Genomic DNA, 575 nt, shown 5'->3' with positions numbered 1-575 from the left:
GGTCTGCCCGAGGGGCCGTGCGGTGAGCTGCCGAGGTCGTACGATCCGCGTCACCCGGCGTACGTGATCTACACCTCCGGTTCCACCGGGCGTCCCAAGGGTGTGGTGGTGCCTCAGGCGGGGATCGTGAACCGCCTGCTGTGGATGCAGGACACCTATCGCCTCACCCCCGCCGACCGGGTGCTGCAGAAGACTCCGTCCAGCTTCGATGTGTCGGTGTGGGAGTTCTTCTGGCCGTTGATCACGGGGGCGACCCTGGTGCTCGCCAGGCCGGAGGGGCACAAGGATCCGGCGTATCTGGCCGGGTTGATCAAGGACTGCGGGATCACCACCAGCCACTTCGTGCCATCGATGCTCCAGGCCTTCCTCGACGCACCGAGGGCGGCGGGCTGCGACGGGAGCCTGCGTCAGGTGATGTGCAGCGGCGAGGCCCTGCCGGTGTCACTGGCCGAGCGGTTCCATCAGGTGCTGCCCGGTGCGGCCCTGCACAATCTGTACGGGCCGACCGAAGCGTCCGTGGACGTCACCGCCGGCCAGATCCTCCCCGGCGCCACCGCCGTGCCCATCGGCCGCCC

Annotated in this window: 1 protein-coding gene; it reads left to right on the top strand. The window is 69.2% G+C overall.

Going from position 1 to position 575, the window contains the following annotated elements:
* On the top strand, positions 1–575 hold a 575-nt coding region (locus tag ACX28W_RS44025; protein ID WP_459005710.1), incomplete at both ends, for an AMP-binding protein.

It is taken from the genome of Streptomyces sp. SD15, assembly GCF_054462255.1.
This window is presented reverse-complemented; position numbering and strand designations above follow the sequence as displayed.